The following is a 10,350-nucleotide window of genomic DNA, read 5'->3' as shown; positions in this document are numbered from 1 at the left end:
CAGGCTCAGGGAGATCCAAATGCTGCAAGCTGTTCCCGTCGCATACACCGAACGCCGAGTCGGCCACGAAGCCCAGCCACGCCAGGTGCTGGGCGCCCTGCCCCAACCGCTGATGGTGCTGCTGCCCGATCGGCGCCTTCTGTTCGTCAACACGAGTGCGGAGCACTTGCTGGCAGAGGGACTCTGGCAGTCGCGGTCCGAACACCTGATGGGCCTGGGGCAGCTGGACGCACAGCGCCTGGGCGAGGTGCTGGCGCTGGCGGCCGCGGGCTCGTCCTCGCGCACCGGGCTGTGGTTCACGCCCAGCTTTGCGACCGGCTGGCTGCACGCGGCGCCGCTTGCGCCGGCCATCAGCAGTGCCTCGGGCTGGCCTGACGGCTGCCTGCTGCTCGTCATCCATCTGGACCAGCCGGTGCTGACCCAGGCCGCACGCATCGACGCGCTGACCCGCCAGTGCCGCCTCAGCCAGGCCGAACGCCACGTGCTGATGCTGCTGGCCGACGGTGAGCCGGTGGAGGCCGCCTCCCGTCACCTCGGTCTGTGCGTCAGCACCGTGCGCAGCCATGTGCGCAACCTGCTGGGCAAGACGCAGGCACCGTCGCTGATGCAATTGCTGCGCTGGACGGGCAGCGCGCAGATGCTGCCGCACTGATAAGGGGCACGGCATCTAGCGCGAAGTCAGGGCTTGCGAGCCTTGACCTAGCCCGAGCCAGCTCCCATCATCCGCGGCGCCCAAGGGAAGGGCCAACAAAGCGCGGGAGCTCGAAGACGTGCGATCAGAAACTCGAACCGACGACGAGCGGCAGGATGAGCTGATCCAATCCTTCATCTATGGGCGCTTCGAGGACATCTTCCTCAGCCAGAGCCTGCGTGCGCAGGTCGGCATGCTGCTCGCGGCGAGCTTGATCGCCTTCATCTGGTTGAACCGTACGCAAGCATGGCCGCCTGTCGCCTGGGAGGCTGCCGTGATCGCGGTCACCGGATGGCGCATGCGCTACACGACCAAGTTCGTACGCGCCGCTACCGAGGGCACCGGCTCCATGCGCCGCATCGCCTGGCTGCTGGCCATCAATGGCGTGCTGATGGCCGTGCCCCTGGTGGCTTTCGGCGGTTTCGACGCCACCGAGCGTGCGGCCATCTCCATCATCCTGCTGTCGTCGGCAACCGCCTCGACCGTCACCACCTCAGGCCACCGCTCCCTGTTCCTGGCGTTTGCCGCGCCCATGCTCATCCCCCTGGCCGGGACCTGGATGTTTCTCGGCGGCCTGCAGAACCCAAGCCCGGGGGAGTGGTGGCTCGCGGGGTTGATCATCGTGTTCCTGCTCTTCCTGGTCGGCCTGGGCAAGCAGGTCAACAAGGTGTTCGAGGAATCAAGCAAATATCGCTACGGCGAACAGCAGCTCAATGCCAAGCTGACGAGGGCCCTGCAGCAGGCTGAAGAGCACCGTCTGGTTGAACAGCAACTCAATGCAGAGCTGACGCAGGCACTGCAACGCGCTGACGAGCACCACCAGGTTGAACAGCAGCTCAACGCCAAGCTGACGCTGGCATTGCAACGCGCCGATGAGTCCAACCGGGCCAAGACCAAGTTTCTTGCAGCCGCCAGCCACGACCTGCGCCAGCCGCTGCACGTGATGACCGTATGGCTCGGCGTGCTGCGGCAATCCAAGATCGACGAGGACACGCGCGGCATCGTGAACAAGCTGGAGTCGATGAACCAGGCCTTGTCCAAGCAACTCGAAGGCCTGCTGGACATTTCCAAGCTCGACGCCGACATCGTCACGCCCAGACTCGCGCCCTGCAGCCTCGATGCGCTGCTGACCGGGCACCAGCAGGCCATGGAGCCCGTGGCACACCTCAAGGGCGTCCACCTGGAACTGCAGTGTGACGAGAACCTCGCGGTAGCGACCGACGAGACTCTCTTCTCCCGCATCCTGCGAAACCTCACGGACAACGCGCTCAAGTTCACGCGCCGTGGAGGCAGCGTCCGCCTGTCCCTGCAACGAGACGGCGATGACGCCGTGCTGAGCGTGGCCGATTCAGGCGTGGGCATTGCAGAGAAGGAACTCGAATATGTCTTCCAGGAGTTCTATCAAGTGGCAAGCACGGAGCGGGACCGCTCCGAAGGCCTGGGGCTGGGCTTGTCCATCGTTCGTCGCCTGTGTGCCCTCCTCGGCGTGCAGTTGGCCCTGGAATCCAAGTTCGGCGTCGGCACCACGTTCAAGCTGAGGCTTCCCCTTTCCAGCCTCGAAGAAGAACCCGTCATTGAAATCGCGGCGCCCGAGGTGGTGGGCTTGTCGGTGCTGGTCATCGACGACGAACTGGACGTCCGCGAGAGCACCCAGGCCCTGCTGCGCGGCTGCAATGTGCATCTGGCCGCATCTGGCGCAGAGGCGCTCAAGATCGCTCAGGCCGTCTTCATCGACGTGATCCTGTCTGACCTGCGCCTGCGAGACGGCGAGAGCGGCATTGACGTCATCCAGCAGCTGCACTTGGTGCGCCCAGAGGCACACGCCGTCATCATCACCGGAGACACCGCACCGCAACGGTTGCGCACGGTCATATCGGCCGGCATCCCGCTGATGATCAAGCCCGTTGATCCCCAAAAGGTCGTCCGCGATTTCAATATTTCCAGCCGACCAAGCCAGCAAGAAGCCAGCTCACCAGGGAGGTGATCGGACATGAACAGCGGCAGCACCACGGCGGCTCCGGCCGCAGGACAACGCCTGTCCCAAGAGCTCGGCGAGCTCTGGACCTCTGACGTCGACAAGCGTCGCTTCGACGTGCTGATCGTCGGCAGCGGCTACGGCGGCAGCATGGCCGCCGCCGAGCTAGCGGGAAGGAGCTCGGGCACCACCGGCAAGCCGTTGCGGATCGGCCTGCTGGAACGGGGCAAGGAATACCTGCCGGGCGAGTTCCCGTCGCACTTCAGCGAGCTGCCGGGACACATGCGCATGGGGCAGCAGCAGACGGGGCGCGTGGGCGGCAAGCACGAAGGCTTGTTCGACCTGCGCCTGGGGGAAGACGTGAACGCTCTCGTCGCGAATGGGCTGGGCGGCGGCTCGCTGATCAATGCGGGCGTGCTGCTGAAGCCAAAGCTGACAGACCTTCCCCCCGGCGATTTGCACGAGCTGGTCTACGAACTGGAGCAGGCCGGGCTGTTCAAGGAGGCCAAGTACCTGTTGGGTGGCTTTGCGATACGCAACAAACGGCAGGTGCGCAACAGAATCACCCTCCACCCGGGCGCCAGCAACAAAAGCGGATTGCCCAAGACCGAGGCACTGAGCAAGCTCTCCAGCCGCGCAGCTGATATGCCGCCCTTGTCGGTAGCCATGGCCAACGAAGCCAATTCGGCGCAGGTCAAGCTCAACCAATGCACGCTCTGCGGCGATTGCATGACAGGCTGCAACATTGGCGCCAAGAACAGCCTGGATGCCAACCTGCTGGAGCTGGCCAAGTGGCGCGAGGCGGAAATCTATACCGGCGCCACGGTGCTGTCCCTGCGACGCAGCGACAAGGACGATCCACACTGGCGAGGCAGGCCCGATTGGGTCGTACGCGTCGTGCATACATCGCCTGCGCTGCAGCAGCGAGAGCCGAAAGAGCTCCACCTGTATGCAGACACGGTCATCCTCGCGGCAGGCACGCTGGGCAGCAGCGAGATCCTGCTGCGCTCCCGCACCGACAAGCTGGTGTTTTCGTCCCGGCTCGGCGAGCGCTTCTCATGCAATGGCGACAACATCGCCGCCGTGGCCCAGATGCCCGAGGCAACAAAGGGCTGCGCGGATGAACAAGTCGGGTTGAAGGATCGAGGCGTCGGCCCGACCATCACCGGCTCCATCACGGTGCCCGTTTCGGCAAAAGTGAAGCGGCCTTTCCGCATCCAGGAGTTCTCGGTACCCGGCCCGCTGAAGCCGTTGTTCGAGCAACTCGTCACCACGGCCAGCCTGATCCACCGCATGCCGGAAGGCGACTCCACAAGGCATGGCGCGGAAGGCGCCGGCACCGATCCCCTGGCCGTGGACTCGACGGCCATGGGCAAGACGCTGCTGGTCGGCGTCATCGGCCACGACGATGCCGCGGGCTCGTTGCACTTGCCGCGGCCGTTGCGCCCGCGCGACCGGCCCGCCGAGCCGGGCACCTTGAGCATTCACTGGCCCGAGGCCCGCAAGGCCCGCGACCTCACCCAGGCGCATGAGGAGCTGGAACGGCGCGCGCTGGATGTGAAGCCGGCCGCCCGGCTCATCGCCAACCCGATGTGGCGGTTGCTGCCGCCCAAGCTGGAGCAACTCGTCACCCAGCCACGCGGCCCCGTGCTGACGGTGCATCCACTCGGTGGCTGCCCCATGGCCAAGACGGCGGCCGATGGCGTGGTTGACCGCTTCGGCCGCGTCTTTGACGCAGGCCGGGAGCGACTGCCCAATGATGAGCCCATCCATGACGGCCTGCTGGTACTGGACGGCTCCATCATCCCGGGGTCGTTGGGAGCCAACCCGGCGCTGACCATCGCCGCGACAGCCTTGCGCGCGGTGCGCCGGCACTGGGAAAGTTTTCCTCCCGCCAGTTCGCTTCCGCCACTGCGCAATCGCCGCATGGCACAGCCGGACGACACCCGCCCCAACGCGCCTTTGCGGCCGACGGAGATCGAGATCGTCGAGCGCCTTGTCGGCACGGTTCCCCTGCAGTTCAACACGACGCTACCCCAACCGCATGTGGTGGAACTGACGCTGGCCTACGAACGTTTCCATCCCGAGGATCTGCGCACGCCGATGAACCGCAAGGTGGAAGTCAGGCCGGGCCACAGCTCGGTCATCCGCATCTTTGAACAAAGCACCTGGGACGAAAAACACTTGCGCGTGGCCAGTGATGCTCAGCGCGAGCAGCACATCAAATTCAAGGCGGAACTGCGCGGCGATCTGCGCTTCCTGCACCGTGAGCGCTCTTCGTCGCTGAAGCGCCGGTTGCGCACCCTTGTCCCATGGGCGTTGAACCGGGGCCTGCGGGACATCGTCCAGAAGATCAAGGAGCCGAACAAGACCAGCGCCGGCCTGCAGGACTGGCTCGAGTACGCGGGTGACCTGTGGCGCATGGCCTCGCGCGCAGGCGAGGTTCGCCGCTTTGACTACGAGCTCTACGTGGGCAAGGTGCTCATGCCCTGGGAAGACGCAGAGGGCCCTCGCGAAGGCCAGGGCATCTCCGGCGTCAAGCGCCTGACCTACGACCGCCGTGCCAACCCCTGGCACCAGCTCACCCGACTCTCCCTTACGCGCATGCCGGGCATGCCGAACAGCCAGCGGCCCCTCCTTGAACTCGACATGCGCTTTCTCGCCAGCCAGGGCTTCCCGCTGCTGCGCATCACGGGTCAGCAGGACCACGCCCGCGCGCTGCTGGACCTCGCCTGCTTCGGCCTGCTGTGGCTGCGTGTGCTGATCAGCATCCATCTGTGGACCTTCCGCAAGCCCGACACGCCGTCGCTGAAAGAACCCGACCGCTTGCCGCGGCCCATTGCGGGCCTGCCCTCACCCGAGATCACCGAACTGTGGGTGGACCGCATGCCCGGGCCCTACGAGGAAGCCATCCAGGATCCGCGCCCCGCTGCAGGTCGATGCCGGCCCTCGCTCATCGACTTCTGCAAGAACAGCGGCGATGTGCCCGTCAAGATCCGGCTGACCCGCTACCTGCCACCGCCCACCGTGGAGCGCCGCGGTCGGCCGCTGGTCATGCTGCACGGCTACAGCGTGAGCGGCAACACCTTCACACACGAATCATTGGCGCCCAACAGCGCGGCGGAGTTCTTCTGCCGCCAGGGCCGCGAGGTGTGGGTGGTTGACCTGCGCACCAGCACCGCGCTCGCCACCGCCACCTACCCCTGGCCGATGGAGCAGGCCGCGCTGGTCGACATCCCCGCGGCGCTGCTGCACATCCGCAATGCCACCGGCAAGGAAGTCGACGTGCTCGCGCACTGCATCGGCTGCGTGATGCTGAGCATGGCCTTGCTCACCGACCCGCGCAAGGTGCGCTCAGGCGTGACGCAACTCAGCGTCGACTCCTGGCTGACCACGGAGCACCTCGCCACGCTCACCGCTTTCAACGGTGCCGAGCCGCCGGCAAAAGGAGCCAGCCACCCTTGCGTGCACCGCATCATCCTGAGCCAGAAGGGCCCGCTGCTGCGCTACACCGACAGCAATATCTTCCGCGCCTTCGTGCTGCAGTCGGCCCGGCGGCTGCTGATGAAGGACGACTATCAGTTCCGCCCGCCTCGCGAGCCCAAGGTTGCCGATCAGCTGCTGGACCGCCTGCTGGCGAGCCTCCCCTACCCCGACGCAGACTACGACGTCGAGAACCCGCTGTGGCCCTTCAAGACCACACCCTGGGTCGCCTCGCGCCACCGCATGGACGCGCTCTACGGACGCGACTTCGATGCCGCCAATCTCAGCGATGAGACGCTCGAGGCCATCGACGACCTGTTCGGCCCCATCAACCTGGAGACCGTGGCCCAGACCATCCACTTCACGCGCTTCCAGGTCATCACCAACCAGCGCGGCCGTGGCGAGTTCGTGACGCGTCGACAGCTGCGCGAGCGCTGGAGTCCAATCCCGACCATGATCATCCATGGTCAGCACAACGGGCTGGTCGACGTGAACACGCAGGACCTGCTGGGAAGCCACCTAGCCGGTGCCGGTGTGCGCCTGGACCATCCCAAACCCGATGAGGGGCCGTATGCGAACCTGGGCCATCAGGACGTGCTCATCGGCAGGGATTCGCTTGCTGTCTTCGAAGACCTTGAGCGCTTCCTGAGCTTGAAGGACGACGAGCTTCCTGACCCGCTCGAGCCCGAAGAGGCGAGGCATGTCTTCCTTTCGCCATGGATCGGGCCCCGCATCGCGTTGTCCGACAAGGCGACGAGCGTCGTCCGGCTGGCCTGCATGTCCCACCCCGTTCAGGGTCGGGCGACGCTTTGCCTGTTCCCGGTGTCTCAAGCCGGTGGTCAATTCAAGCTGGGGCAAATCCCGGCCGGCGTGGTCGTCGGCGACGACGACAACAGTGAGCGATGGCTGTTCGCCCAGCCCGCCGTTCCTTCGGACGGCAGCACCGGGTCAGACTATCTCGCCTTGCTGGCGTATGCCCGTGACGAGGTGGTCGACTGCGAGGAAGCATGGCCATTCATCCCGCAGCCGACGTCGGCCAACCCTCCTTCGGGCCTGCGCGCGCTGCTGGTCGCGCAGCCCTTGGAAACCGCCAAGCTCCTTCAGCAAGCCCAGGAGTGGGTGAAGCTCCAGCCCACCGCGGTGCTGCAGAACGCCTTCGTCAAGGCCGGGGCCTTGGCGGCGGCCTTGAGCCAGCACACCGCCACCTCACCGCAATATGGCACCCGTTTCGCGCTGGCCAGCTGCCAGTACCCCGCCGGCCTCATGGATGGCCCGGTAGCACAGGCCAACCTGCAGCAGCTGGCTGACACCACGCTCGAGGGCCCGCAGGTGGGTTTCGCGCTGCTGGTCGGCGATCAGATCTACGCCGACGCCACTGCCGGCCTCATGGACCCGATGCGCCGCGACGAACGCTACGACCAGCCTCACCAGAAGGCCCTGCGCGCCAGCGGCATGCGCAGCCTGCTGCGCAGCATGCCGGTGCAGATGCTGCTGGACGACCACGAGATCGTAGACAACTGGGAACCCACGCCGGAGAAGGTCGAACAGGCGCGCCCCATTGATGCATTGCGCAACCGCCTGCTGCGGCACCACGGCTTCAGCGCCTTCCGCCGATACCAACGCATGGCCCATGGGCGTTTCAGTCATTCCGCGACCGCCGACATGCATTTCCTGCATGCCGGCTTCCCCTTCTATCTGGCTGACACGCGCACCGGGCGCACGGCACGCGGTTCCACCGTGCCGCAAGCGCAGCAGTCCATCCTGAGCCATCGCCAGGAACAACGCCTGCAGGCCTGGCTCAAGCGCCACCGCGAGGCCGTGAAGTTCGTGGCCACACCCTCCCTGCTGCTGCCCCGCCGCCTGCAGACCAAGCAAGACCCCGCAGGCGGCGCGCGCCACAGCGATGCCTGGGACGGCTTCCCAGCCTCGCTGGAAAGGCTGCTGATCTTCATCGCCGAGAACGGGATCACCAACACGGTGTTCCTGTCGGGCGATGAGCATCACAGCCTGGTCGCGGAGATCGAGATCACCGCGTCGAGCGGCAGGGCGGCGAAGGTCCTCTCCGTCCACAGCTCGGGCCTCTACGCGCCCTTCCCGTTCGCTAACGGCCGTCCGAGCGATCTGGTGCTGAACGAGACCTTCCCGCAAGGCGAGCTGACGGTGAAGGTCACCTCACACCTCGCCCAGACGGGTGATGGTTATGCAATCCTCCACACCAATGGCATCGACCTCGACGTGGAGTTCAGCCGCCCGGGCGGCGCCCCGCCGAAAACCATCAGCAAGCGGCTGGTTTGAACCTCAGAGGATGAACCGACTCAAATCCTCATTTGCCGCCAACGCGCCCAGCTTCGCATCCACCGCGGCCGCATCGATGACCACGGTCTGACCCGAGTTGCGCGGCGCATCGAAACTGATCTCGTCGAGCAGCCTCTCCATCACCGTCGCCAGCCGGCGCGCGCCGATGTTCTCGGTGCGCTCGTTGACCTCGAAGGCGATCTCCGCAAGGCGGCGGATGGCGCCTTGCTGCAGGTCCAGCGTGACACCCTCGGTGGCGAGCAGTGCCTGGTACTGCTTGACGAGGCTGGCGTGGGTGCTGGTCAGGATGGCTTCGAAATCGGCGACCGACAACGAATCCAGCTCGACGCGGATGGGCAGGCGGCCCTGCAGCTCGGGGATGAGGTCGCTGGGCTTGGCCAGGTGGAAGGCGCCGCTGGCGATGAAGAGGATGTGGTCGGTCCTCACCAGACCGTACTTGGTCGACACCGTCGTGCCTTCGACCAACGGCAGCAGGTCGCGCTGCACGCCCTGGCGCGAGACCTCGGCGCCACCGTGTTCGTTGCGCGATGCCACCTTGTCGATCTCGTCGATGAAGACGATGCCCATCTCCTGGGCATTGGCCAGCGCCGCGGCGCGGATCTCCTCCTCGTTGACGAGCTTGGCCGCTTCCTCTTCGATGAGCAACCTCATCGCTTCGGCGACCTTGAGCTTGCGCGTCTTCTTCTGAGTGCCGCCGAACTGGCTGAACATGCCCTTCAGCTGTTCGGCCATGTCCTCCATGCCTGGCTGGTTGCCGAAGGGGCCGAGCACTTCCATCGTGGGCCTGGGGGCGAGCAGGTCGAGCTCGATGTCCTTGTCGTCGAGCTGACCCTCGCGCAGGCGCTTGCGCAGGGTCTGGCGCGTCGCGTTGTCTCCGTCCTGCGAGCTCGGGCTGCCCGGCAACAGTATCTGCAGGATGCGCTCCTCGGCGGCGTCCTCGGCGCGCGTCTGGCAGCGGCGCATGGCTCCCTCGCGCTCCTGCTTGACGGCGACCTCGATGAGGTCACGAATGATGGAGTCCACGTCCTTGCCGACATAGCCGACCTCGGTGAACTTGGTCGCCTCGACCTTGATGAAGGGCGCGCCGGCCAGCTTGGCCAGGCGGCGGGCGATCTCGGTCTTGCCAACGCCGGTCGGGCCGATCATCAGGATGTTCTTGGGCGTGATCTCGCCGCGCAGCTTCTCGTCGACCTGCTGGCGGCGCCAGCGGTTGCGCATCGCGATGGCGACGGCGCGCTTGGCGGCCTGCTGGCCGACGATGTGGCGGTCCAGCTCGGAGACGATTTCCTGGGGGGTCATCGAACTCATTCAAGCACCTCGAGGGTGTGATTCTGGTTGGTGTAGATGCAGATCTCGCCGGCAATCTCGAGCGAGCGCTTGACGATGTCTGACGCGCTCAAATCGGTGTGCGCCAGCAAGGCCTTGGCGGCGGCCTGGGCGTAGGCGCCGCCAGAGCCGATGGCGACGATGCCCTGCTCGGGCTCCAGCACATCGCCGTTGCCGGTGATGATCAGCGACGCGGTCTTGTCGGCCACGGCCAGCATGGCTTCCAGCCGGCGCAGCACGCGGTCGGTGCGCCAGTCACGCGTCAGCTCGACCGCCGCGCGCACCAGGTGGCCCTGGTGCTTTTCCAGCTTGGCCTCGAAACGTTCGAACAGCGTGAAGGCATCCGCCGTGGCACCCGCGAAGCCCGCCAGGACCTGGTCACGGTAGAGCTTGCGCACCTTGCGCGCGCTGGCCTTGACGACGATGTTGCCCAGGGTCACCTGGCCATCGCCGCCGATGGCGACCTGCCAACCGGTGGGCGTCTGGCGGCGCACTGAAACGATGGTGGTGCCGTGATAGACGGCAGAAGATTCTGAAGACATAGGCCGTCCCAATTGAG

The 10,350-nt window shown here is 65.9% G+C and carries 5 protein-coding genes; 3 read left to right on the top strand and 2 right to left on the bottom strand.

Going from position 1 to position 10,350, the window contains the following annotated elements:
* Positions 1-19 precede the first annotated feature (19 nt).
* The 3 genes from ACXJKM_RS27610 to ACXJKM_RS27600 all read left to right on the top strand — a co-directional run bounded on the left by ACXJKM_RS27610 (position 20) and on the right by ACXJKM_RS27600 (position 8,444).
* Positions 20-652: a helix-turn-helix transcriptional regulator gene (locus ACXJKM_RS27610; protein WP_056204618.1), complete on the top strand. Its 633-nt coding sequence runs from the start codon at positions 20-22 to the stop codon at positions 650-652.
* A 118-nt stretch (positions 653-770) separates the two neighbouring features.
* Entirely contained in the window at positions 771-2,675 is a 1,905-nt protein-coding gene (locus ACXJKM_RS27605) for an ATP-binding protein (protein ID WP_457356314.1), read from the top strand.
* 6 nt (positions 2,676-2,681) lie between these two features.
* Entirely contained in the window at positions 2,682-8,444 is a 5,763-nt protein-coding gene (locus ACXJKM_RS27600; RefSeq protein WP_457356313.1) for an alkaline phosphatase D family protein, read from the top strand.
* A gap of 3 nt (positions 8,445-8,447) precedes the next feature.
* Here ACXJKM_RS27600 and hslU read toward each other — a convergent pair whose 3' ends face one another.
* Positions 8,448-9,773 carry an ATP-dependent protease ATPase subunit HslU gene (hslU, locus tag ACXJKM_RS27595; protein ID WP_457356312.1) on the bottom strand — a complete coding sequence of 442 codons (1,326 nt, stop codon included), beginning with the start codon at positions 9,771-9,773 and terminating at the stop codon, positions 8,448-8,450.
* Positions 9,770-10,333 (bottom strand): ATP-dependent protease subunit HslV, encoded by a 564-nt coding sequence (gene hslV / locus ACXJKM_RS27590; RefSeq protein ID WP_057296634.1) that lies wholly within the window; start codon positions 10,331-10,333, stop codon positions 9,770-9,772. The genes hslU and hslV overlap by 4 nt, the downstream gene beginning before the upstream one ends.
* Positions 10,334-10,350: the final 17 nt, after the last annotated feature.

The organism is Roseateles sp. P5_D6, from assembly GCF_054049415.1.
Note: the sequence above shows the minus strand (reverse complement) of the source record. Positions and strands in the feature narration are given on the sequence as shown.

Bases quoted from the DNA above. Each gene is read 5' to 3' on its own strand.
- hslU (WP_457356312.1), bottom strand. From the start codon at position 9,773: ATGAGTTCGATGACCCCCCAGGAAATCGTCTCCGAGCTGGACCGCCAC.
- ACXJKM_RS27610 (WP_056204618.1), top strand. From the start codon at position 20: ATGCTGCAAGCTGTTCCCGTCGCATACACCGAACGCCGAGTCGGCCAC.
- hslV (WP_057296634.1), bottom strand. From the start codon at position 10,333: ATGTCTTCAGAATCTTCTGCCGTCTATCACGGCACCACCATCGTTTCA.
- ACXJKM_RS27600 (WP_457356313.1), top strand. From the start codon at position 2,682: ATGAACAGCGGCAGCACCACGGCGGCTCCGGCCGCAGGACAACGCCTG.